Consider the following 20909-nt stretch of genomic DNA (forward strand, 5'->3'; position numbering starts at 1 on the left):
GACACAACGGTTCATCAAGACCCCCCAGAACGGGTTGAGGATGATCCCTTTCCGGGAAGTCAGGGGGATATCGATAAAGAGGTCTTACGAGGCGGTTCTGTCATCTACCGGCTTCATCTCTCCCGAAGGTATACTGTTTTTTATGATATCGATAAAGAGGGAGAGTTGGTTATTGTCCTGGAGATCCTGTCGATAGAGCAGGCTCATAAGATATACGGGTAGTATTGACCTGTTTCTTGTTGATTTTCTGGTCTCTCATTCTGGGGCATATGGGGTTTCGAGTCGTCACTGATCTGGAACCATCGGTGACTATTACACCACATTACAGGTTTTGATAGGTGCCGGAGCCGGCTGGCCGTGCATCCGGCGGACGACCAGCAGCTCGCGGAGCCCAGGACTGCACTGTCCCGGAAGGGGGTCCCTGTTCCAGAACCTGTTACTGGTCTCTTTGCTGGTACAGGAAGACCTGCCGTTTTCCATCCCGCATCGACCGCACCCTCCCGAGCCGCTCGAGTGTCTGCAGGTCGTGTCGTGCCGTCTGGAGCGCCACATGATAGGTGCCGGCGATCTCGGCGACGGTGAACGGCTGGAACGGGTGGGTGATGAACTCCTTCAGGATCGCTGCCTGCCGGAACGAGAGCCCCGGCAATTCCTCGACGAGCCGGAGCGACGCCTCTTCCTCCTGTCGTTTCGTCGCGATGTACTTCCGGAGGGAGTCGAGCGCCCGGCCGATCGTCCTGAGGTTGAAGTCGATGAAGTAGGTCATGTCGTTGCCGTCGGTCTCTGCGAACAGGTAGGCCCGTGTATACTGTGCCGGCGCATCGAGGAAGAGGCGCGAGATCGAGAGGTATTCGAAGAGGTCGTACCGGTGCTTGAGGACGAACCAGTAGAAGAGCGCCCGGGCCATCCGCCCGTTCCCGTCGTTGAACGGATGGATGTACCCGATCAGGAAGTGGATCACGATCGCCTTGACGATCGGGTGCACGAACGTCTCCTCATCATTCGCGAACCGGCAGAGGTCGTCGATCATCGGGGGGATCTGATTGAAATCGGGCGGATCATGATAGACCACCGTCTGGTCGGCCCTGTCCTTGACCAGGATCTCGTTCGATTCGCGGAACTCTGTCTCGTCCGCCGTCTCTTCGAGCGTCCCCCGCGTGATCTCCTCGTGAATCTCCCGGATCAACGCAGGGGTCAGGGGCTTGTCGCGGATCTCCTGGAGCCAGGTGATCGTCAGGTAGTTGTTCCAAATCATCCGTTCTCCGTTCGTCCGCGGCTGTTTCCCTTCGCGCAGGAACTTCTTGGCCACGTCGCGTGTCGTCGCTGCACCCTCGAGCCTGCTCGACGCGATCGCCTCCTCCATCAGCGAGTCGATCAGGTACTGCTGCTTCGCCGTCTCGCTCGGCGGCATCCCCATGAACCCGTCGAAGGTCGCCGGCGACGATTTGTCCACCAGGTGCAGTGCCTGTTGGAATCGCTCGAGCACGGCGAAGCCGAAGGATTCGGGGCCGATCCGGATCGTCCTGAACTGGCTTGACCTGAGGAATTTTAAGAGCAGCCAGAAGATGGCCGGGTCGACCGGCAGATTCTTCCGCCGCAGGTCGTCCCAGTGGATGTATTCCAGTTCGTTGTACTTCCGCACCAGCACCACAATCGATCCGGCTTCCGGGCCGGTATTATGGTACTGCTGGAGCAGGTCCATGAACTCCTTGTAATGGGTTGCGAGCAGTTCCTTCTCGTCCGGGGGCTTCTCTGGGATTCGTGTCATCGATGATCTGTAACTATCTGTAAATGTTACAACAATTTACAGGTTTGGATAGGTGCCGGCGCCGGCCGGCTGGTCGACGATCCAGGGAACCAGTGCCTCGAGGCCCCCGTCGCCATTGAGATCCTCATAGCGCCTGTCATTAGTGAGATCCCGGGGGTGTTTCCACCTGAGGGGATGTGAGGCATCGTGGCGACGGGCGTGACGGTGTGAACGTCTGGATCCGGTTGTTCCCCGTGTCGGTGACGAGGATATTACCGGCGTTGTCCATCGTGACATGTATCCTCCAATCAGACCATCAACCACTTCTCACGAGATGGATTCAGAATCATCTGATATTACTTTAAATATTTGTGAAGAAAATTAGGCGTGATCGATCGCCTCTTCAAATCATTACCAGGATAAACGATGGAAAGGCGGTCCAGGTGGAGAAAGATATGAAGAAGGAAATCCTTTTCACGGTTCTTCTGGTCATTGTTCTCGTCATAGCAGGGTGTACTTCCGGGCCAGGGCAGTCTGTCAGTCAGAAGAACACGACGATTGTTGTCGGAGCAAAGACGTTTAACGAACAGTACATCCTGTCAGAGATGATAGCACAGATCCTCAAAGACAACGGGTACCAGGCCGTGGTGAAGTCCGGGCTGAACGACGGGACGCTCTTTGAAGGGATAAAGAACGGTCAGGTTGGAGTGTACGTCGAATATACCGGGACTGCCTATTCTCAGCTCCTCAAGCTGCCGGCGTTGCAGACCTGGGACCCTGACGTGGTCTCGGCAAAGGTGAAGGAGGGTCTTGCCGGGGAGAATATCACGGTTCTCTCACAGATCGGATTCAGGGATGACTACACAATCGCAGTCAGGGAGGACTGGGCAGTGAGCCATAACAATGTCTCCACCATCAGCGAGCTCGTCCCGTATGCAAAGGACCTTGTCTTTGGGAGCGATCTCGTCTTCCATGAACGCGAAGACGGGTTGCCAAGCCTCCAGAAGGTCTACGGGCTCACATTTAAGGACGTGAAACCGATGTCCCCTACCCTGATGTACGAGGCGATCAAGAACGGGCAGGTCGATGTGATCCCACCATATACAACCGATTCGAGGGTTGACCTTTACAAACTGCGTACACTCAGGGATGATCGTTCGGCAATGCCTCCATACCATGCGATCCTTCTTGCCAATGCAGGGCTTGCGAAGAACCCTGGCGTGGTGCAGGCGCTCGCTGTCCTGAACGGAAAAATTGACACGACGACGATGCGGGAGTTGAACCGGCAGTTCGATATCGATAAGAGGGACGCGCAGGAGATCGCCCATACCTACCTGGTCCAGCAGGGGATCATCAAGGGCTGACTGATGCAGAACAACCGACCATTCGAACGGATTGACACGATTTTCCTCGACCGGGTGACCAAGCGGTACGGCTCGGTAGCAGCGGTGGAGAACCTCTCGCTTGAGATCGACGGGGGTGAACTGATCTGCCTGATCGGGGGATCAGGCTCAGGGAAGACGACCACACTCAGAATGTGTAATCGGCTCATCGAGCCCGACTCCGGACGTGTGCTGATCAACGGGGCCGATCTAAAGACGATCGACCCGGTCAGACTGCGCAGGCACACCGGGTACGTGATCCAGTCGATCGGTCTCTTTCCTCATATGACGGTCGGGGAGAACATCGGGCTGATCCCACACCGTGAGGGATGGGATGAAGAGCGTGTAAAAAAAAGGGTCAGTGAACTGCTCCGGCTGGTCGCCCTCCCCCCGGAGACCTTCCTCTCCCGGTATCCCCGTGAGCTCTCAGGGGGGCAGCAGCAGCGGGTCGGTCTCGCCCGGGCCCTCGCGATGGACCCCCCGCTGCTGCTGATGGACGAGCCGTTCGGGGCACTCGACCCGCTGCTCCGTCACCAGTTACAGGATGAGTTTCTTAAGATCAAGCAGGTGATCGGGCGGACGATCCTCTTTGTGACCCATGACCTTGAAGAAGCATTCCGGCTCGGGGACCGGGTGGCCGTTCTCGATCAGGGACGACTGGTGCAGGTTGGTACCCCCGATGAACTCCTCTTCTCACCTGTCAACGCAGCAGTGGCGAATCTGTTCGGTTCCGGGGCAAAGTACAGGCATCTCGACCGGTTGACAGTCCGTGACCTGATGAGCCGGGTCCTGGTCCTGGACGGGGGGGTCTCCGCAGGTAATGCCGCCATCCTGCTCGATCAAAGACAGAGCTCCATCGCAGCCATTGTCTCTGATGGGGTGGCCCAGGGGGTGATCGAGAGAGACGGGCTGACAGCAGGGGAGCAGGCGATCAGCACCCTTGCCACCGATGTTCCGATGGTTGCCGCCAGCGATGGGGCGGAGGCGACGATCCGGATGCTCAGGGATCTGGCAGCCCCCTTCGCCCTGGTGATGGAGCACGATCATCCGGTTGGGATTCTGAACCCGGCAGAGGCGCTGCTTTCACTGGTGTAGGGCCTTGTTATGGCAACGATCGACGCAAATAGCCAGATTCTGGATCTCTGGACCAGGTATCATCTCTTCGACCGGACAGTCGAACATCTCGCGATCTTCGGGGTCGCTTTTATCGTTGCGGTCATCATCGGCCTCTGTATAGGACTTCTGCTGTACCGCCGCCAGGCCGCCTCCACCCTCACATTCGGAGGGCTCTCTGTCCTTGAGATGGTCCCTGACCTTGCGCTGCTCGCCCTTCTGATCCCGGTGGTCGGGATCGGGACCGTTCCCACGATCCTCGCCTGCATCGGCTACTCGGTGCTCCCTGTAGCACGGAACACCTATGCCGGACTGGTCCATGTCTCAGCGACACATCTCGATGTCGGTGCCGGGATCGGTCTCGACGAGCAGGAGACCCTGTTTCTGGTGCGGTTCCCTCTTGCCCTCCCCCTGATCGTCGGCGGTTGCAGGATCGCTGTGGTCTTCTGCATGGGGACCGTCACCCTCGGCGGACTGATTGGGGCCGGCGGTCTCGGGGGACCGCTCCAGACCGGGATAGCTACCAACAATCAGCCGCTCCTCCTGCTGACCGGCATCTGGATTGGTGTGCTCGCCGTGATCCTCGATGGGTTTGCAGGGATTGTCGAAGGTTGGGTCAGCAGGAGGTATGGCCTGTGGTCCTCCTGAGTACGCTCCTTGCAGCCATCGGGGATCATATCCTCCTCGCCTATTCGGCACTGCTGGTGAGCATCCTCCTCGCAGTCCCACTGACCCTGCTCATGCTGTACTGCAGACCTGCTGCACGGGTGATCATGCCGGTTACCAACCTGGTCCAGGCAGTGCCCAGCCTCGCGGTGGTGGCGCTGATTGTGCCGCTGATCGGGATAGGGTTCTACCCGGCTGTTATCGCGATAGTCCTCAGGGCACTCCTCCCGCTCGTCAAGAATACCTGGGTCGGCCTGGTCAGCATCGACCCGGCAGAGATCGACGCGGCGAACGGACTCGGACTTACCCGGTGGGAGATCCTCCGGTATATCAGGGCCCCTCACGCCCTCCCACCCTTCTTTGCCGGGGTCAGATTCGCCGCGATCCTTGCCAACAGCCTGGCCGTACTGACTGCAATCATCGGCAGCGGAGGTCTCGGGTCCCTGGTCTTTGAGGGGCTCGCAGGGATGAACACCGTGACGCTGGCAGCGGGGGCGGTTCCTGCGATCCTGCTTGCCCTGACGGTCGACCTGCTGCTCGGGCGGGCTGAGCAGGCAGTGATCCTTCGGGGGATTGATGACTGATCTCCGGATCACCCCCCTGCTGGCTCTTCAGGTCGTGATCTTCACCGATACCTTCTCATTCGGGGTGGTACTCCCCTTCATGGTCTTTCTGGTGAGCGGTTTCGGGGGGGACGCCCTGGCCTTCGGAGCCATCGGCGCAATCTATCCGTTCTTCCAGACGATCAGCGCTCCGGTCCTTGGTCGCTGGTCTGACAAGGTGGGGAAGAGCCGGGTGCTGCTGATCTCGCAGGCCGGGACTGCTCTCTCCTGGTTGCTCTTTCTGGGCATCTTCTTCCTCCCGTCCACCGAGGTCTTCGGACTGCCGCTTCCGATCATCCTGATGCTTGGTGCCCGGGCAGTCGATGGCATCACCGGCGGCAATGTCGGCGTCGCAAACGCCTGCCTCGGGGACCTGATCCCGGAGGCCGAACGGACAATGGCATTCGGACGGTTGAACGTCGCCTCGAACACCGGCTACATCCTCGGGCCGGCGATCGCCGGGGTGGTCGCCTGGTCAGGCGGGTCGCTGATGGTCCCGGTGCTGCTTGCCCTGATGGTCTCTGCTGCTGGTGTCGTGATGATCCGGGTCGGGTTGCCGGATATCTGCAGAACCCGGGCGACTGGAGAGGCCGGCACTGGCCTTTTCAATCTCTTCAGGCGCCGCGGGGTCAGATCGCTGCTGGGGTTGACACTGCTGTACTTCCTGGCCTTCAACATCTTCTACACCGCGTTTCCGGTGGACGCAGCCGGCCGGCTGGGTTGGTCGGCGGCGACCCTCGGCCTCTACTTTGCCTTCCTCTCCGGGGTGATGGTCGTGGTACAGGGGCCGGTACTGAAACGTGCTGCAGAACGGTGGAGCCCCCGGACCCTGTTGATCGGCGGGGCACTGGTGCTGGCAGTCGGGTTCGCCCTGCTCTGGTTTGGGCAGACCACGACCGGGATATCGGCTGCGATCCTCTTTTCCCTCGGCAACGGTCTGGCCTGGCCCTCGTTTCTGACATTACTCTCGCTCAGTGTCGGGCCCGACGAGCAGGGGGCCGTCCAGGGGGCAGCCAGTGGGGTCGGGTCGTTCGCGAGTATCATCGGGTTGCTGCTCGGAGGGGTCCTGTATCTTGCGATCGGTCCGTCCACCTTCCTCTTCTGCACAGGAATTGTCCTGCTGACGGCCGGCCTCTTCATCGCCGGCCACTCAACCTCAGAGGAGAGAGTCCAGTGAGGCGACTATGGTCGTGTCGGCCGCCGGCCCCTAAGATCCCCGGTCATGCAGGACTTTCCGGCCGGCAACTGGATCAGGGTCGAGTCACCCCTGGCCCAAATCCGGGACAAAGGACCGAAGGGTACCGGCCGTCGTGCCTCCAACGGTGTAGGTTGTCGCTGGTGTAGAGGTGACGTAGACCTGGGTGGGGAGTCATCCTGTTCGCGAAGGAAGCCAGACTGTTACGGGACTCTTCGTTTCCTGGATTCATGTTACAGCTGGCCTGTCCGGGCCCTCCGCCCCTTGTCGAAGAGGGTTTCTGGCGAGCTGCCCGGAGCCCGGACCTGGTCCGTCCGGTATATCTCCGCCCCGACTTCTGGACTGTCGTAGGCTAGCGTGGATAGGATCTGCTGTTCAGGGGTGTAGGGCATATCGCCGTCATCCTCGTACACCCTGATACGGAACAGAATAGTCAGTTCCACCTCAGGTCAGAGCCTGGTTCTCTAACGCTGGTCTTTCGATCCCATGCACAAACATATTATTATCACCCGTGAACGTTACGGCAAAGGGGATCGTATGTCCGAATATATGATTTCAATCAATATCGAGCACCTTGACGAGGGTGGCTATCGTGCAACAAGCGACAGCATCCAGGGACTCATCGCCCAGGGGAGAACTATTGCAGAAACGATGGAGATTGCACAGGATGTGGCAAAAAAACTTATCGAATCCTATTTCGAACATGGGGATCCTCTGCCCGAGCAGATGGTGCCGTCGACCAGATTGATAAAAAATATCAGGATCCCTGTCAGCGTCACGGTTTGATGCAATGACCCGAGTCTCGACACTCACCTCCAGCGATGTGATCGGCATCTGAGGTCTGCAGGATTCGTCTTTGACCGGCAGGCCAAGGGGAGTCATGAGATCTGGTACAACCCTTCTCCCAGGAGAAGGACGGTAATTCCCAACCACCCGGGTGTCGATCTTTCAAAAGGTACCCTGCTCGCAATTCTCAAAGAAGCCGGACTGAGTCTTGAAGAATTTTTAAAACGTTGATATGAACTCCTACACCAGATCCTTTTTTTGATCTTTTCCGTGACTCCTCCCCTGGTTCCCGGCTCTTCCGGGTCGTCCTCATCGTGATCCCGTACGGGCGCCGGCAGCCGGCGGGGTCGGATGGGGAGCGTCACCGATCAGGTTCTTCTGCAGGAGGTGGCATGGGTGAGCACCGTCGTTCCTGTCGCGAAGGAAGTCCGGCCGTTACGGGACTCTTCGTTTCCTGGACCCCCGTTATGGCCGGCCCGTCCCTGTCGGCACAGGGGCCTGGGTCTGGTGTGAATCAAAATCGAAACGTTTACGGTATCTGCGGTTAATCGTTCATTACCACGTGTGCGGGGAAATTATACGTTCATTGTTGTTCTCAATGATGTTCGTATTGTTTCCTGTTCCATCCTATTCACCCAGTTCATCCCCACATGCGTGGGGAGTATATTTATGTCAGGTTTCACCTCCCTCTGACAGGTCGGTTCATCCCCCATGCCAGGGAGAACGGTCGATCGTCTCCTCAATCCGGCAGGACCCGTTCCCCTCAGGGTGGGGAACTGCAGGGCACCTGTCGACACGGACCTTCCTGACCAGCCCCGACTGCCATCACAGTCTGGCCTCTTCGTCCAGGTGAACGAGCGTCCCGGCAGCCGATGTGCCGACGATCCAGGGGACCAGTCCGTCGATGTGTTCGGCCTGCTGGTTGAATGATCAGATCTCCCGGGTGATCTCCCGTATCCCGCCTTTCATCACGTCAAAGACCCGCCAGCCACGGGAGGAGACCGAGAGCCAGAACTGGCACGAACTGTCATCCCCTTTCAGGGCCGGGAGTCCGCGGAGGGTCTGAATCTCCTCTCTGTACTGGTCTGCGATCGCATGAAGCGATGGAGGCATCCGCCGGGTCCGCCTGATCAGGACCAGTACCAGTTCCTCGGATGACCAGGCCAGCAGGTCGGGGGGCAGGGAGCCGGGATGGGATCTGATCACCTGGTATCCCTGCTTCCGGAACCAGGCGGCGACTGCGCACCCCCCTCTCTGTCCGGCTCGGGTGGCCGGCACACGACGCCGCTCCCCGGCATACCCTCCCCGCCTGGCAGGTTTCAGAATGTAGTGATCGCCTTTCATCTCTGATGAACCGGAGGGACCGGGGATTGCCGGCGTCTGATTCTCTGCGTCGAGTGCCCGGGTCATCGGTTCACCTCGTTATTGATATGGATCCAGGGTGGTTTCCGACCCTGATCTCTGCCGGCAATCGTGATCTCCCCGGCGGAGATCCCATCTGTATCCGAGGTCAGAATGATGATCTGATTGATATTCGTCATAGATGTTCATCAACTGGAAATTACTTAATGGGCGGACCGTGCAGGGTGAAAGTGATATATGCATGTCCCGGGCCGGCCGACGCCGGGAATCCGACTAACGCCTGAAATTCGACTATCGTTGGAAACCGGCTAACACCGGAATTCAAAAATGAAATGGTCTGAAGAATCTGGGTGGTGGCGATGCTGGATCATCAGGGCCGGCGGGGTGCAGGAGTTTTCACTTCAGGGGCCGGCCGTCACAATCGGAAAGAATAATGGTACCCTGTGGTATACTGTAGCATCATGGCGACCAGCCAACCGATCAAGGTGGAGGCGGCGACAAAGGCCAGGCTTGCAGAGCTCAGGATCCATCCCCGTGAGACCTTCAACGATGTGATCGAACGCCTGGTCACTATGGCAGTGGATGATGAGCCGCTATCTGTCGAAGAGGAGGAGGAGTTGAAAACGGCAGAGGCAGATGTCAAGGCTGGAAATTACAGACCGCTTGATGATGTCCTGCGGGACCACGGGTTCCTTTGAGTCCCTATCAGATCGTGGTCACGCCGGCCGCAGATCGGAATCTTTGGTAACCTCGACCGCGTGGCGGCTCTCTGTATCCGGGAAGAACTCCTGATCCTCGCCAGGGACCCCTCTCCCCTGGAATATGTCAAACGATTGAAGGGCCACAACAACCCTCCGGTATTTTCATTCAGGGTCAGGGATTACCGGGTGATCATTCAGATTCACCCTGACACCATGTTCATCGTCGCGGTTCCGGTTGGGCCACGCCGGACGGTGTACCGGGATCTCTAACTGTTTTCTAATAAAGCGATATATTGCCGTTATAGTGGCCATATAACAGTGGGTGTTCAATATCTGATCTCTCGTATACGGGGTATTGAGACGACACAATTTCCAGATGTCAACCGGGACATCTCCACCAGGGGAGCATCTATTCTGCTGAGGTACGCAAATTGTTCAACCTCGGAACCTCCTGATCGGCCGACGTGGAGGCATCCTGCTATCTCAGTCTCTGGTTGGGAGAGGGTGGATACCTCCAATGATATAAGACACCATGGACAATACTCATGCGTAGATCGGAGGCGCCGGCGTTATCACACCGACATAAACCCCGTTGAATTGAGAAGAAAAGAACTTCACTCCAACCATCTGTACGCCGTGAAGAGCATGGTGATCCTGCTGTGGTGATCCAACCGTGGGAATACTATGGAACAGTTATCCGTTGAAGACGTGATCGGTTATCAGATCAGACTCATTCTGGCGAGCGATCTTCCCGAAGATCAGGGCACCGAAGGTCAGATGATCAACCCGGGGAATCTCGACTTCACGATAGATTTCTGTAACGATATTTCTGAGCCGTTCGAGCGAGCTGCGTATCTCCTCTATCATATCACTACCGGTCATCCTTTCGTTTCGGGCAATAAACGAATGGCTTTTCTGCTTGCGGCGCTGGTCCTGTACCGGACCCCCGAGCACTACCAGATCGCCGGCCTTGCCGAAGAGAACGATCGCGTCATCCGCAGCATCGCAGAAGGGCTGATGACTCAAGAAGAGATTGAAATCTGGCTGCGTTCTATTGCTCAAAAAGATTGGTGAATTATTGTGCCAGGAGATCGAGAGTGGGCTTGTGTCTTTGCATCAGCATCTCGAAGTCCTCGTCCTGAGATGGACGGGCTGCCCGATCCTGCTCTCTGATCACAGGGTATTGAGGCGGAGAGATGACCGGGATCGACCTGACGCCGCCACCATCAGTCGTCTGCACGATCGAATCCCTGCTGTCCGATGAAGAAGCCTGATTCGGTCCGGCCGGCTTCACGATATTCTCCTTTGTCGTTTTCCCACTGTCAACCGTCAGTTGCGTTTGCATTCCTTTTCACCTCCATGGACATCTGGATCTATTATCCAGCCTTCTGACATGGGTGTTCTGGTATTATTAATGTTGAGGTCTGGTATGCTCACAGTATTGGTCAGGACCGTGGATCAGAATTCACAATATATCTCCTGCTATCGACGATTACCTGAATGACCAGATCGTTCTGCAAAATTCCGGGATGACATCTCCGGCGATGCTCCCTTCGGCCTGGGGGCGCGAACTGGTCACATCGGTGATGAGGGGCCGGCCTCGTATCTCTTTAAAGGCGGCCCTCTCGACAGGGGTCATGGATACTACCTCTTTCTGACAGGTTATTAACCTGATGAATTCACTGCTGCGTTGCGACGGCTGCGTCGAGCGAGGTGATCCCCCTGACCTTGAGGTCGGCTACGATTCGAGAGCCGGCGTCGGTGTCGCCGGCATCGACGAGCATGGTTTTTGCAGATGATGGAGCAAGTAAGTGGGAATAAGAGGAATCTTCACTAAGTAATAAATGGAAGTTTAATAATTTAAAAAATCTAAAAAAATTTAACTTCCAAATATATATTTACAACTTCCACCAATCATATTTATGGTATCGTCGTTTCTCAAGGAAGTGAATGCTCTCGATTCATTCACCTATAATTTTCCTGCGATACGGGGAATCCAGGCTGGCCGAGAATATTATATCTCAATGTGTCCGCTGAAATTAATCCCCAAAATATTCATCTTCGATGAATCCACACTTCCAGCGCAATTGCGGGCACAGCGGACGCTTAACAAGGCAAGAATTCCTGATATTGCACAATATCTTGTCGATAATCCCAAAGACTATGTCTTTTCTGCCATCTCTGCTTCGATCAGTGGCGCTCCAGTACAGTTTATCCCGGCCGGCGAGAATGGCATGGAGACAAAGATCGGGGCCATTATCATACCAATGGATGCCCAATTCATCATCAATGACGGGCAGCACCGGCGCGCTGCAATCGAAGCTGCACTCATTGAGCGGCCAGAACTAGCTAATGAAACAATTGCAGTTGTTTTTTTTATCGATACCGGACTCAAACGCAGCCAACAGATATTTTCTGATCTCAACCGGCACGCGGTTCGTCCAACAAAATCGATCAGTATTCTGTATGATTATCGGGATCCATTTGCACGTTTTGTGATGGACCTTGCTGCCACACATCCCTTATTCAAAGGGTTTACCGAACTTGAAAAAACGACCATCTCGAATAGATCCATCAAAATGTTCACCCTTTCAAGTCTTTATCAGGGAACACAGAGTCTACTCAATAAAAAGAAAAAAAATAAACATCTTTCTACTGAAGATGAAAAAATAGCACGGGAATTCTGGGAAGAAGTTTCAAAAAATATCCCCGAATGGGATCTATTAATAAAACATAAGGTTTCGAGCAGTGAACTTAGGACAGAATTTGTTCATGCACATGGTCTTGCAATCCACGCATTAGGAATAATGGGGCAAGCACTCATCAAACAACACCCAGAAGATTGGAAACAGCAACTTGAACAATTACAGAAGATAGACTGGTTACGTTCTAATGAGCAGGTATGGGAAGGCCGGGCAATGAATAATGGGAGAATTTCAAAAGCCCAAATGAACCTTACTCTTACCGTAAATTATCTCAAACAGATGATGAATCTCCCCCTAACCAATGAGGAAGAGAGAGTGGAGAAGAGATTTCTTAAGCAGACCCACGGAGGTATACGATGAGCGCCCAGCAGACTCTTGATGGAAAAGCAATTTCTGTCTTTGATAAACATGGCCTCGATGCAATTCATCATGAGATCCAGGAAGTGTACTTGAGTGATAACCGCCCATGGGTTATTGGATATAGCGGTGGAAAGGATTCAACAACCACACTCCAACTTGTCTGGTATGCTATCGCTGAATTACCAGAAGAGAAACGATCTAAACATGTCTTTGTTATATCTTCAGATACCCTTGTTGAAACACCAGTGATTGTTGATTATATCACGAGCACTCAAGAAAAAATCAACAGAACAGCGGCAGAATCTAAAATGCCATTTACGGCAATTAAATTGAAGCCGCGTATCGTGGACTCCTTCTGGGTGAATCTAATTGGAAAAGGATATCCAGCACCAAGTACGCAGTTCCGGTGGTGTACTGAACGACTGAAGATCCGGACTGCTGACCGATTTATTCTGGAAAGTGTCACCAAGTACGGCGAAGTTGTGATGGTTCTTGGGGTGCGAAAAGGAGAGAGTTCAACCCGGGATCAGGTCATGGATCAGTACAAAATCCAGGGCTCAAAACTCTCTCATCACTCCAGGTTTGCGCAGTCGTATGTCTATACTCCCATCGAGGAGTTCTCTGTTGATGATGTCTGGACATACCTTCTCCAGAAGCCGTCACCATGGGGAAATAACAATCGTGATCTTCTTGCACTCTATAAGAATGCACAGGATGGTGAGTGCCCGCTGGTGGTGGATAAGGACACGACACCTTGTGGAAACAGCCGGTTTGGGTGTTGGGTCTGTACGGTTGTTGCAAAAGATCGTAGCATGACGGCTCTCATTGAAAATGGTGAGGACTGGTTAGAGCCGCTCCTTGAATTTAGGAATGAACTTGCTGATACACAGATTCCTGAAAAAAAACACCTATACCGGGAATACAGAAGGATGAATGGGAAAGTGAAGGTGATGGAACGAGCGGATGGTTTGCACATTATTCGCGGGCCATACACCCTGGATTATTCGAAATATCAATTAAGAAAACTACTTGAAGCGCAGGTCAATGTCAGGAAAAATGGTCCATATCCTAATATATCTCTGATATTACCGGAAGAATTGTATGAAATTCGTCGCATCTGGCAGACCCAGCGTAGTGACTGGGATGACTCAGTTGCCCGTATTCATAAGGAAGTCATGGGAGAAGATCTTGGTTGGGTCAAGGATGATCTTGGAGCATTCTCTCAATCTGAGAATGAACTGCTTAAAAAGATCTGTAATGATCATAAAACTCCTCTCCGGCTTGTGACTAAATTACTCGATGTCGAACAACAGATGCAGGGAATGACCCGAAGATCTTCTATTTATAACCGGATAAATGAGGTTTTATCTGAAGAGTGGCGGAGTGAAGAGGAGATCAAGAACGATATGATAAAACCAGATGCTGTTGATTCACGAAGACAGATCCGACATATGTGAGTGTGGAAGATGCTCCTAAAATCACTTACTCTCGAAAATATCAGGATCTTTAAAGGAGTGAACACGCTTGATTTCACTCCGGTCCACAGTTCAAAAGAGCAAAAGTCGATCATTCTCATAGGTGGTAAAAATGGTGCAGGAAAGACGACCATGTTTGAATCGATTCTGCTCTGCCTCTATGGTCAGAACTCTCCGGATGGCCGTATGGGGAAGAAGAAATATGAAAAATATATTGCACAGATGACGGCACGGAACAAAAAAACTGAAGATCCCTATAATCCTGCCATCGATGTGGTTTTTGAGTTTTCACATTCTGGAACAACTCACTCTTATTCTGTCCGGAGAGAGTGGATCACTCATCCTCAATTTTCTGAGACACTCACCGTCAAACGGGATGGAGAGATACTTTCAGATATGGAGGTAGATCAATGGCAGGACCTGTTGAACGAACTGATTCCTCCGAGATTCGCTCGTCTCTTTTTGTTTGACGGGGAAAAAATTCAGAATCTTGTTGAAGACAATACGGATAATCTGTACCTTCGGGATTCATTTAAATCCCTGCTTGGTCTCGATATTGTCGAGCGCTTAAAAGCAGATCTTGGGATCTATCTCACCCGTCATCTTAAGGTCAAAGAGGTCCACCATATTACGCAAAAACTTGACGAACTCGAAACATCAGGTAAAGATATTGATACAAAAAAAGATCATTACCTCCAGGACCGAGCACAGGTGCAGAGCCGTTATGATCAGATCTCTTCCGAGATTGAGCGGCAGGAACAGATCGTTGCCAGCGAGGGCGGAAGCTTCGCCCGGAAACGTGAAGAACTCAAAAACCAGAAGAATCAACTGGATCATCAGATTACCACGATCGAAGGGGATATACGAGAACTCTGTGCTGGTCTGTTCCCCTTTGCTATCATCCCTAAATATTGTAATCTGCTCAAACAGCATCTGATTGAGGAAGACACCATTCAGGCACGGAAACGCTCGGAGGATCTTATTCGGTCCAATGTCGACGAACTCAACAGGATCCTCAAATCCCCAGCCTTTTGGTCTGATCTATCCATATCATCCTCACAAAAAGAGAGAGTTCGGACAAAACTCTCCACCCTTCTCGATGAAAAATTCCTGATGGGAAACAAAATCGACAGATCAATCCTGATTCATCATCTCTCCCAGTATGAATATAACCGGCTATTGCAATGGATTGATGATTCGATCACCAACGTTCCCAAAAAAATGAATGACCTCTCCCTGCAACTTGAGAACCTGACCTCAAAGCGCCAGAAAGTTGCTGAGATGATCAATAAAGCTCCTTCTGATGATGTTATTGCTCCGTTGATTCAGAAACTCAACGAACTGAGCAAACATCTCGGAGAGTTATCAGAGAAGCTGCGGGTGGCTGATGAGAAGATCCATGAGTTCGATTCCCAGTTAAAAGAAATTGAGAGGCAAAGATTGAAACTGGATGAAGAACTCCAGGGAGTCAAGTGCGGGTCCAAGAAGATGCAACTCGCTCAGCAGGTTACCCTCATCCTCAATGAATACATGAAAGAACTCCAGCGCCAGAAGGTCAGCCAACTCAGCGATAATATTCTCTCATGTTTCACCCGGTTGATCAGGAAAGACGATTATGTCAAAGATATCCTGATTGATGAAAATTATGCAATTACCCTCTATGAACCGGATGGGCATGCAATCCCTAAAGAACTTCTCTCTGCCGGCGAAAAAGAGATCTTTGCGGTTTCTCTTCTCTGGGGGCTCACATTGACGTCAGGACGACAGCTTCCCTTTATCATCGATACGCCATTAGGACGATTGGATAGCGAACATCGAGGAAACCTGGTGATGGATTTCTTCCAGCATGCCGGGGATCAGATGATTATCTTCTCTACCGATACCGAGATTGACAAGGATTATTTCCGCACTCTGCAGCCCTACATTGCCCGGGCATATCATCTGAATTACTCGAAAGAGGAGCGCCAAACCACTATCTCTCCGGGATATTTCTGGCAGAGCGAGCCTGTGGAGTTGGAATCATGATCTTTAATCGGATTCGTATCAGTGAGAAGGCAACTTACCGGCTCAATCAATTGAAGGGCCGAACACAATTGACTCCCAATATTCTCTCACGGGTTGCTATCTGTTATTCCCTGAATGATCCCACCATCCCGAACCCTGCGGAATATGACGAGAAGGGTCAGGAGATAAATCGGTTCACGCTTACCGGGGAGTGGGATACCTTCTTTGTCGCTCTCATCAAAGAGCGGTGCATACATGACGGTCTTGACCCGGAGACGGACCTATACGATCAACTCCGTGCCCACCTGAATCGGGGAGTATTCGGCATCTTCCCTCAGGTCAAGGATCTGGGAGATTTCCAGATCCTGTTGAAACACCAGGCTGATGGGATCAAGTCCGGTATGTTATCCGAGGAGCGGAATCATGGAAATTAAACGCCCGATATACATGGATTCACACGCAACTACCCCTGTCGACCCTCGCGTGTTCGAAGCGATGCTCCCCTATTTCTCCGAGATCTTCGGGAATGCCGGCAGTATCGATCATAACTATGGGGCGGTGGCTGCTGATGCAGTGAAGAAAGCCCGGGAACAGTGTGCCCATATCCTGAACGCTCAGTCCGAGGAGATCATTTTCACGAGCGGGGCGACCGAGTCCGATAACATCGCTATTCTTGGTGTTGCCGAGCAGTACGCTGCTAAGGGCGATCATATCATCACCTGTGTTACCGAGCACAAGGCCGTGCTTGATACCTGCAAGCATCTCCAGATGGCCGGCAAATCTGTGACGTATTTACCAGTTGACCATTATGGGCTTGTCGACCCCGGCCAGGTTGAAGACGCCATCACCGAGAAGACTGTATTGATCTCCATCATGGCGGCGAACAACGAGATCGGGACGATTGCACCCATCAAAGAGATCGGGGAGATTGCTCACAAACACGGCGTGCTCTTCCATACCGATGCAGCGCAGGCCGTCGGCCATATCCCGATGGATGCTAAGGAGATGAACATCGATCTGCTGTCCTTCTCCGGTCATAAGATCTATGGGCCGAAGGGGATCGGCGGTTTGTATGTCCGGGGGAGCAAGCCCCGTGTGAAATTATCGCCGATTGTCTTTGGTGGCGGGCAGGAGAAGGGGATTCGCTCGGGGACGCTGAATGTAACGGGTATCGTTGGGCTCGGAGAGGCGCTCGCAATTGCTAGGAAGGAGATGGGCAAGGAAGAAAAGCGGTTCCGTCAGTGGACAATGCAGATGTTCGATGCGTTCAAAGAAGCGTATCCATCGGTGATGTTGAATGGGCATCCAACCCAGCGGCTTGCTCACAACCTGAATGTCTGTTTCCCTGGCATCGAGAGCAAGGCATTGATTCATTTATTGAGGGACGATGTATCGATATCTGCTGGCTCTGCCTGCACGACCACGAGCGTTGAGCCATCGCATGTGTTACTTGCGATTGGACGGACAGTCGAGGAGTCCCACTCGGCGGTGCGATTTGGATTGGGGAGAGGGAATTCGGAGAAGGAAGTGGGGTTGGGGATAAAAAAGGTATACGATTATTTGAAACAATTAGAAAAATTAAAATGATTTATTAATTTAATGTTCTTAGTTCAGCGTCATTAAATTTGAAAATTTCCAACGTTTCAGCAACAAGTGACTGAGATCGTTCTTCAATTTGTTCGGGTGTCCAAACAGATTCAGAAAAGACTTTTTCATTTAAATATAAACCATTATTATAGCCAATTCTGTTATTTTGTCCATCCACTTTAGTTCGCTTTTCTTCAAATAGATCTGTAGATAAAACGCTATTATATGCTGTTATTGTTAAATTCCCGATTTTATGGATATATTTTTCGTGTAAATTTTTAAATTTGGGTAAATCTCCTCTCGTAAACATCTCTACCCATTTTGTATTAGGCTTCTCATTTTGGGGTAAAATATGTTCAATAGTCCAATTATATTTTTTTTGCTTCTTTGCCCACAAATTTTTCCAATTTTCTCGAGTAAAATGGGTCTCTTCAATTTTACAGAGAATAAATCTTGCGACATCCTTATTTTCAGAATATATATTTCCTTTAATTTTTTCTCTGAACGTATTGATTGATGATCCATCATATCTTGATAAAGTCAATAATTCGTTGACAATATAGTCAAAACAAATATGTTCTTTGTTATCTTCACATTTTTTTATTAGATCAATGAAAATTTGATCTAAGTCCCGAACTTTTGGGTAATCAATCAGATGACGTCTTACAAAAAATTTTACCAAAAACGTGATTATATCGCCCTGTAATTCACTTTTATCCTTGAAATTTGAAAATAAATACAATAAGAAAGAATACGAGGGTATTCCACTTATATGATTCAAATCAATAATACCTTGTTTTATCGATTCATCTAATTCAGAATATTCAGGAGCTATAAATTTTTTATAAACGACTGATTTTTCAATCAAATCATAAAAAACAAAATTGACATCATTATCAATTAATTTTTCATAATGAGTAATTAAATTAGTTTTTGTTGCTTTTGTAGATTCAAATATTTCTGATTTATATTTGAAAGCATTATAATAATGAATCAAAAACTTTTCTTGTAATTTATAATCATCTATATTTTCGATAAGTTTCTCCCAATTTTTGAAGGCAGAATCTTCATCCAGTATTAATTTATCGATTAATTCAGAGAACATTTTTGTTTTAATCAAGTCTGTTGCTGATAATGGCTCACCTCTATTATTAAGACTTTCAAATAGAAGGAATGCATCTGAATTACTACCTACTTCAATGGAAATTAATTTTCCAGTAAAAACTGTATCTAATATTTGTCGGATATTTGTAAATTCGCAATCATTCAACTTATCTTTGAAAAATTGAAATGCAGAATAAAGTCTCCTAGTCTTAAATCGAGTTTGGCTTTGATTTTGAGATTCCCAAAGTCCAATAAGATTCATTATTTCACAATAATCATCATTATTTTGTTTCGTGAGCGAAAGTTCAAGCCTTAACTTTTCTGATTTATCAATTTTTAGAACCTTCTCAAGATTGACAAGATAATAATCATAAAATTTTTTCTCCTTTTCTGGGATGCTTTCCTTATTGATATTATTTAACCTTTCAAAAATTGCAGCATATAATAATGACAAGGTAGTTATCCGCTGCTGGCCGTCAATAATTTGAAGATTTGGATTTCGACTGTTTCTTTCTTTATTGATGAGAATAATCGATCCTAAAAAGTGTCTCTCGTTTTGAGTTAAATCTGAATAGAAATCTTCCCAGTTTTCTTTTTTCCAAATATAATGTCGCTGATATTTAGGAATAACATATCTTACATTTTCGTTTTCCGTGAAAAGATTTAGTAAGTCAACTTCAGTTATAGTGTAATCAGATGCCATGTATATAAAAATTTTAACAGATAATATTTAGGTCTGTTTAATTTATCTCATTACTGGCCCAAAACAATTTAAAAATGCATTGATATTTTAAGTTCTATTAAAATTGTCAGTTTTCACCCCAGACAATGTAACTAATCTTTACTTGGGGGCAAATATATTGTGAAGCGTTTCAACAGGCTATTTTATAAAATCTGAATATTTCGAACTCGAATCAACACCTTTTTATTCAATACGCATTTTATTAAGAACTACGATAATTAACGCCAATAACCCTGAGGAGACCGACGAAATGTCAGAGTGTAACCCAGAAATTGATGAGCTTATCGACCTGATACTCTCCAATCCCTTTTTGAAAAAAACCGGGGACGAAATTAGCGCCCGCGCCCTCATGAAGTGGATCAACCATCACTGGCGTTGCGACCCCCTGGAAAAGAAAGATGAAAGCAAGATCCTGGAAACTATAAAAAACCTGCATTATGATGGCGCTATCTCATACAAAACGATTGATAACCGTGTCCTGTTGATTGCTGAAGATCCTTTTTTTAAATTACAAATAAATAGAAAAAAATTGAAATCGGGTGAAATTCAAATTCTTCAAATTGTTAATAATTGTAATACTCCAAACGAAGAATCACCCATTACTGAAGAGAAACCATCATTCGTAGATGAATATCAGAATAAACACAGTTTCGAATATTACGATGTTCTGATTCAAAATTTGAAAAAATACGAGGGATCCAACAAAAAAATACTGATGAATTGTCCAATCTTCTTCAAACTTCTTTGTGATATTCTCAACGATAAATTCACTGACTGGCATACTAAAATGATGATCAGTTCGGCGATTGCCTATTTCGTATTAGAAAAGGACGTTATTCCTGATCAAGAAGAAGATGGATACATCGATGATTTATTTATCGTCAGTTCTGTCCTTAAAGAAATTAAAGAAAGTTCCCCGGAATTGATTGATGAGAATTGGCTTTATGAAGAGGATATTTTTGCAACCATCGACGATGTCTATCTTCAGACATCTGAAATCCTTGGGGACCTTACCTATGATGTTTTAAGAAAGGTAGGTTTGCATAAATTCAATTCGCTCAATCTAGAAGAATATTCTGGTAGTTACCCTCAAAAACTATCTAGAATAGCATCTGAAAAACGAGAGTTATTAGGAATCGTTGTTTTTCTGCTCAATAAACTACATGATAAAAAAATGAAAATAACCACGGTCGAGCAGATTAAGAATATTCTCCAGAAATGTGGAGAGTCAGATGAGATCAACAGATTGATTGAATTATCAAAAATTAATCATAAATACTATGTTGGAATGAGAAAAGATGACGAGGAAGATTTTGAAGACATCCTTGAACGTCGATTGAAAGAAGCAAGATTGAATGCGCTTCTAGGGAAATAGGGA

Annotated in this window: 26 protein-coding genes; 18 read left to right on the top strand and 8 right to left on the bottom strand. The window is 49.9% G+C overall.

What is annotated here, in order from left to right:
- Positions 1–436 precede the first annotated feature (436 nt).
- Positions 437–1768, bottom strand: a complete 1332-nt coding sequence (locus tag MPAL_RS06770; RefSeq protein WP_012618002.1) for a Fic family protein — start codon at positions 1766–1768, stop codon at positions 437–439.
- Positions 1769–1907: 139 nt separating this feature from the next.
- A complete protein-coding gene (locus tag MPAL_RS17515; RefSeq protein WP_083767011.1) occupies positions 1908–2036 on the bottom strand; it encodes a hypothetical protein in 129 nt (42 codons plus the stop codon).
- 166 nt (positions 2037–2202) lie between these two features.
- On the opposite strand from MPAL_RS17515, the gene MPAL_RS06775 reads away from it, so the two are divergent.
- Genes MPAL_RS06775 through MPAL_RS06795 form a run of 5 tightly spaced genes read left to right on the top strand, consistent with a single transcriptional unit; the run spans position 2203 to position 6687 of the window.
- Positions 2203–3111, top strand: a complete 909-nt coding sequence (locus MPAL_RS06775; RefSeq protein WP_012618003.1) for a glycine betaine ABC transporter substrate-binding protein — start codon at positions 2203–2205, stop codon at positions 3109–3111.
- Positions 3112–3114: 3 nt separating this feature from the next.
- Entirely contained in the window at positions 3115–4224 is a 1110-nt protein-coding gene (locus MPAL_RS06780; RefSeq protein ID WP_012618004.1) for an ABC transporter ATP-binding protein, read from the top strand.
- A gap of 9 nt (positions 4225–4233) precedes the next feature.
- Entirely contained in the window at positions 4234–4890 is a 657-nt protein-coding gene (locus MPAL_RS06785; RefSeq protein ID WP_012618005.1) for an ABC transporter permease, read from the top strand.
- Entirely contained in the window at positions 4878–5492 is a 615-nt protein-coding gene (locus tag MPAL_RS06790) for an ABC transporter permease (protein ID WP_012618006.1), read from the top strand. Before MPAL_RS06785 ends, MPAL_RS06790 begins: the two co-directional genes overlap by 13 nt.
- Positions 5485–6687 (top strand): MFS transporter, encoded by a 1203-nt coding sequence (locus MPAL_RS06795; protein WP_012618007.1) that lies wholly within the window; start codon positions 5485–5487, stop codon positions 6685–6687. The genes MPAL_RS06790 and MPAL_RS06795 overlap by 8 nt, the downstream gene beginning before the upstream one ends.
- 251 nt (positions 6688–6938) lie before the next feature.
- Here MPAL_RS06795 and MPAL_RS06800 read toward each other — a convergent pair whose 3' ends face one another.
- On the bottom strand, positions 6939–7148 hold the full coding sequence (locus MPAL_RS06800; protein ID WP_048145240.1) for a hypothetical protein: 210 nt from the start codon (positions 7146–7148) through the stop codon (positions 6939–6941).
- A gap of 94 nt (positions 7149–7242) precedes the next feature.
- Between MPAL_RS06800 and MPAL_RS06805 the strand changes: the two genes are divergently transcribed.
- The 3 genes from MPAL_RS06805 (at position 7243) to MPAL_RS06810 (ending at position 8421) form a co-directional block, all read left to right on the top strand.
- A complete protein-coding gene (locus MPAL_RS06805; protein ID WP_012618009.1) occupies positions 7243–7491 on the top strand; it encodes a type II toxin-antitoxin system HicB family antitoxin in 249 nt (82 codons plus the stop codon).
- A gap of 48 nt (positions 7492–7539) precedes the next feature.
- Positions 7540–7722 carry a type II toxin-antitoxin system HicA family toxin gene (locus tag MPAL_RS15085; protein ID WP_083767071.1) on the top strand — a complete coding sequence of 61 codons (183 nt, stop codon included), beginning with the start codon at positions 7540–7542 and terminating at the stop codon, positions 7720–7722.
- A 480-nt stretch (positions 7723–8202) separates the two neighbouring features.
- On the top strand, positions 8203–8421 hold the full coding sequence (locus MPAL_RS06810; protein WP_048145241.1) for a hypothetical protein: 219 nt from the start codon (positions 8203–8205) through the stop codon (positions 8419–8421).
- Here MPAL_RS06810 and MPAL_RS06815 read toward each other — a convergent pair whose 3' ends face one another.
- The gene (locus MPAL_RS06815; RefSeq protein ID WP_012618010.1) at positions 8422–8901 is read right to left on the bottom strand and encodes a hypothetical protein; all 480 of its coding nucleotides are present in this window, start codon (positions 8899–8901) and stop codon (positions 8422–8424) included. It lies immediately after the preceding gene.
- The gene (locus tag MPAL_RS17185) at positions 8898–9032 is read right to left on the bottom strand and encodes a hypothetical protein (protein ID WP_012618011.1); all 135 of its coding nucleotides are present in this window, start codon (positions 9030–9032) and stop codon (positions 8898–8900) included. The genes MPAL_RS06815 and MPAL_RS17185 overlap by 4 nt, the downstream gene beginning before the upstream one ends.
- Before the next feature lie 282 nt (positions 9033–9314).
- Between MPAL_RS17185 and MPAL_RS06820 the strand changes: the two genes are divergently transcribed.
- From MPAL_RS06820 to MPAL_RS15090, 3 genes are all read left to right on the top strand, one after another.
- Positions 9315–9551, top strand: a complete 237-nt coding sequence (locus tag MPAL_RS06820) for a DUF7557 family protein (RefSeq protein ID WP_012618012.1) — start codon at positions 9315–9317, stop codon at positions 9549–9551.
- Positions 9552–9611: 60 nt separating this feature from the next.
- A complete protein-coding gene (locus tag MPAL_RS06825) occupies positions 9612–9824 on the top strand; it encodes a type II toxin-antitoxin system RelE family toxin (RefSeq protein ID WP_052292212.1) in 213 nt (70 codons plus the stop codon).
- A gap of 414 nt (positions 9825–10238) precedes the next feature.
- A complete protein-coding gene (locus MPAL_RS15090) occupies positions 10239–10628 on the top strand; it encodes a Fic family protein (protein WP_012618013.1) in 390 nt (129 codons plus the stop codon).
- Between the two features lies 1 nt (position 10629).
- On the opposite strand, the gene MPAL_RS06835 is transcribed toward MPAL_RS15090, so the two are convergent.
- Together MPAL_RS06835 and MPAL_RS16245 are read right to left on the bottom strand one after the other, a co-directional pair.
- Positions 10630–10899, bottom strand: coding sequence for a hypothetical protein (locus tag MPAL_RS06835; RefSeq protein WP_012618014.1), 270 nt, complete (start codon positions 10897–10899; stop codon positions 10630–10632).
- 147 nt (positions 10900–11046) lie between these two features.
- Positions 11047–11193, bottom strand: a complete 147-nt coding sequence (locus tag MPAL_RS16245) for a hypothetical protein (RefSeq protein WP_012618015.1) — start codon at positions 11191–11193, stop codon at positions 11047–11049.
- 34 nt (positions 11194–11227) lie between these two features.
- On the opposite strand from MPAL_RS16245, the gene MPAL_RS17190 reads away from it, so the two are divergent.
- The 6 genes from MPAL_RS17190 to MPAL_RS06860 all read left to right on the top strand — a co-directional run bounded on the left by MPAL_RS17190 (position 11228) and on the right by MPAL_RS06860 (position 17685).
- On the top strand, positions 11228–11353 hold the full coding sequence (locus MPAL_RS17190) for a hypothetical protein (protein ID WP_269078478.1): 126 nt from the start codon (positions 11228–11230) through the stop codon (positions 11351–11353).
- A gap of 123 nt (positions 11354–11476) precedes the next feature.
- Entirely contained in the window at positions 11477–12619 is a 1143-nt protein-coding gene (gene dndB / locus MPAL_RS06840; protein WP_012618017.1) for a DNA sulfur modification protein DndB, read from the top strand.
- Positions 12616–14076, top strand: coding sequence for a DNA phosphorothioation system sulfurtransferase DndC (gene dndC, locus MPAL_RS06845; RefSeq protein WP_012618018.1), 1461 nt, complete (start codon positions 12616–12618; stop codon positions 14074–14076). The genes dndB and dndC overlap by 4 nt, the downstream gene beginning before the upstream one ends.
- A gap of 9 nt (positions 14077–14085) precedes the next feature.
- Positions 14086–16119, top strand: a complete 2034-nt coding sequence (gene dndD, locus MPAL_RS06850; protein ID WP_012618019.1) for a DNA sulfur modification protein DndD — start codon at positions 14086–14088, stop codon at positions 16117–16119.
- The gene (gene dndE / locus MPAL_RS06855; protein ID WP_012618020.1) at positions 16116–16532 is read left to right on the top strand and encodes a DNA sulfur modification protein DndE; all 417 of its coding nucleotides are present in this window, start codon (positions 16116–16118) and stop codon (positions 16530–16532) included. Before dndD ends, dndE begins: the two co-directional genes overlap by 4 nt.
- A gap of 13 nt (positions 16533–16545) precedes the next feature.
- On the top strand, positions 16546–17685 hold the full coding sequence (locus MPAL_RS06860) for a cysteine desulfurase family protein (protein ID WP_236610457.1): 1140 nt from the start codon (positions 16546–16548) through the stop codon (positions 17683–17685).
- A 4-nt stretch (positions 17686–17689) separates the two neighbouring features.
- On the opposite strand, the gene MPAL_RS06865 is transcribed toward MPAL_RS06860, so the two are convergent.
- Positions 17690–19492 (bottom strand): DUF262 domain-containing protein, encoded by a 1803-nt coding sequence (locus MPAL_RS06865; RefSeq protein WP_012618022.1) that lies wholly within the window; start codon positions 19490–19492, stop codon positions 17690–17692.
- 289 nt (positions 19493–19781) lie between these two features.
- Here MPAL_RS06865 and MPAL_RS06870 point away from each other — a divergent pair, with 289 nt between their 5' ends.
- Positions 19782–20906 carry a YkvA family protein gene (locus tag MPAL_RS06870; protein WP_012618023.1) on the top strand — a complete coding sequence of 375 codons (1125 nt, stop codon included), beginning with the start codon at positions 19782–19784 and terminating at the stop codon, positions 20904–20906.
- Positions 20907–20909: the final 3 nt, after the last annotated feature.

This window comes from Methanosphaerula palustris E1-9c, from assembly GCF_000021965.1.
Taxonomy (GTDB): Archaea; Halobacteriota; Methanomicrobia; order Methanomicrobiales; family Methanospirillaceae; genus Methanosphaerula; species Methanosphaerula palustris.

Excerpts from the sequence above, each read along its gene's own strand:
- MPAL_RS06770 (WP_012618002.1), bottom strand. The coding sequence starts at position 1,768 with ATGACACGAATCCCAGAGAAGCCCCCGGACGAGAAGGAACTGCTCGCA.
- MPAL_RS17515 (WP_083767011.1), bottom strand. The coding sequence starts at position 2,036 with ATGGACAACGCCGGTAATATCCTCGTCACCGACACGGGGAACAACCGG.
- MPAL_RS06775 (WP_012618003.1), top strand. The coding sequence starts at position 2,203 with ATGAAGAAGGAAATCCTTTTCACGGTTCTTCTGGTCATTGTTCTCGTC.
- MPAL_RS06780 (WP_012618004.1), top strand. The coding sequence starts at position 3,115 with ATGCAGAACAACCGACCATTCGAACGGATTGACACGATTTTCCTCGAC.
- MPAL_RS06785 (WP_012618005.1), top strand. The coding sequence starts at position 4,234 with ATGGCAACGATCGACGCAAATAGCCAGATTCTGGATCTCTGGACCAGG.
- MPAL_RS06795 (WP_012618007.1), top strand. The coding sequence starts at position 5,485 with ATGACTGATCTCCGGATCACCCCCCTGCTGGCTCTTCAGGTCGTGATC.
- MPAL_RS06805 (WP_012618009.1), top strand. The coding sequence starts at position 7,243 with ATGTCCGAATATATGATTTCAATCAATATCGAGCACCTTGACGAGGGT.
- MPAL_RS06810 (WP_048145241.1), top strand. The coding sequence starts at position 8,203 with ATGCCAGGGAGAACGGTCGATCGTCTCCTCAATCCGGCAGGACCCGTT.
- MPAL_RS06815 (WP_012618010.1), bottom strand. The coding sequence starts at position 8,901 with ATGACCCGGGCACTCGACGCAGAGAATCAGACGCCGGCAATCCCCGGT.
- MPAL_RS17185 (WP_012618011.1), bottom strand. The coding sequence starts at position 9,032 with ATGACGAATATCAATCAGATCATCATTCTGACCTCGGATACAGATGGG.
- MPAL_RS06820 (WP_012618012.1), top strand. The coding sequence starts at position 9,315 with ATGGCGACCAGCCAACCGATCAAGGTGGAGGCGGCGACAAAGGCCAGG.
- MPAL_RS15090 (WP_012618013.1), top strand. The coding sequence starts at position 10,239 with ATGGAACAGTTATCCGTTGAAGACGTGATCGGTTATCAGATCAGACTC.
- MPAL_RS06835 (WP_012618014.1), bottom strand. The coding sequence starts at position 10,899 with ATGCAAACGCAACTGACGGTTGACAGTGGGAAAACGACAAAGGAGAAT.
- MPAL_RS16245 (WP_012618015.1), bottom strand. The coding sequence starts at position 11,193 with ATGACCCCTGTCGAGAGGGCCGCCTTTAAAGAGATACGAGGCCGGCCC.
- MPAL_RS17190 (WP_269078478.1), top strand. The coding sequence starts at position 11,228 with ATGAATTCACTGCTGCGTTGCGACGGCTGCGTCGAGCGAGGTGATCCC.
- dndB (WP_012618017.1), top strand. The coding sequence starts at position 11,477 with ATGGTATCGTCGTTTCTCAAGGAAGTGAATGCTCTCGATTCATTCACC.
- dndC (WP_012618018.1), top strand. The coding sequence starts at position 12,616 with ATGAGCGCCCAGCAGACTCTTGATGGAAAAGCAATTTCTGTCTTTGAT.
- dndD (WP_012618019.1), top strand. The coding sequence starts at position 14,086 with ATGCTCCTAAAATCACTTACTCTCGAAAATATCAGGATCTTTAAAGGA.
- dndE (WP_012618020.1), top strand. The coding sequence starts at position 16,116 with ATGATCTTTAATCGGATTCGTATCAGTGAGAAGGCAACTTACCGGCTC.
- MPAL_RS06860 (WP_236610457.1), top strand. The coding sequence starts at position 16,546 with ATGGATTCACACGCAACTACCCCTGTCGACCCTCGCGTGTTCGAAGCG.
- MPAL_RS06865 (WP_012618022.1), bottom strand. The coding sequence starts at position 19,492 with ATGGCATCTGATTACACTATAACTGAAGTTGACTTACTAAATCTTTTC.
- MPAL_RS06870 (WP_012618023.1), top strand. The coding sequence starts at position 19,782 with ATGTCAGAGTGTAACCCAGAAATTGATGAGCTTATCGACCTGATACTC.